2 protein-coding genes are annotated in these 654 nt (G+C 41.0%); both read right to left on the bottom strand.

What is annotated here, in order from left to right; all coding sequences use genetic code 11:
• The coding region (locus KIV40_RS29980; RefSeq protein ID WP_285352917.1) for a FeoB small GTPase domain-containing protein at positions 1 to 111 on the bottom strand (111 nt) is incomplete at its 3' end.
• Positions 111 to 332, bottom strand: coding sequence for a FeoA family protein (locus KIV40_RS29975; protein ID WP_285352916.1), 222 nt, complete (start codon positions 330 to 332; stop codon positions 111 to 113). The genes KIV40_RS29975 and KIV40_RS29980, both read right to left, overlap by 1 nt.
• Positions 333 to 654: the final 322 nt, after the last annotated feature.

The raw sequence follows: 654 nt of genomic DNA, 5'->3' as shown, positions 1-654 counted from the left end.
TACGGTGACACCTGCCCAGTTACCTACGTGCTGCTTAGCACCAGTTAGGGCATTGAATAGTGTTGTTTTACCACTGTTCGGGTTACCTACCGTTAATACTTGATAGTTCATTAGCTCACCTCGATCTGCTGGGCAGTATTTTCACGAATCGCAATCGAAACGCCTCTCACCTCAACTTGCAACGGGTCACCCATCGGTGCACGGCGGATAAGAGTAACTTCGGTTTTGGGTAACACCCCCATTACCATTAGTTTTTTTCTGACGTCAGGAGAGAGTCCTGTAAGCGCAACAATGGTGGCCGCTTTGCCTTGTTCAAGCTGTGACAGTTTCATAAGCATCCAGTAAGTAGTGATAATGAGAAATATTGTTATTAAGATGAATGATACATATATATAACCCCACTGTTGCTGTGTGAAATCAAAGTTTTCGAAAATACATACTCGTAAGTTTCGTCAAAACACGCTACGTCAATTCCGTCACTTTCAACACGACTTGCAAACTACCCGACGAGTACAAAATTCAAATAAACACCACAAACTCAAATAAAACAACAACTTAAGAATGTGGCGCATTTATTACATAATGATGTCGTTAATTTTATAAGTAAAATAAGTGCCACGCCGTATAGTTAATTCCAACGAAGAGAAACTCCTT

The organism is Vibrio sp. D173a (assembly GCF_030248475.1).
The sequence above is the reverse complement of the archived record's forward strand: the minus strand, read 5'-3'. Positions and strand labels throughout refer to the sequence as shown.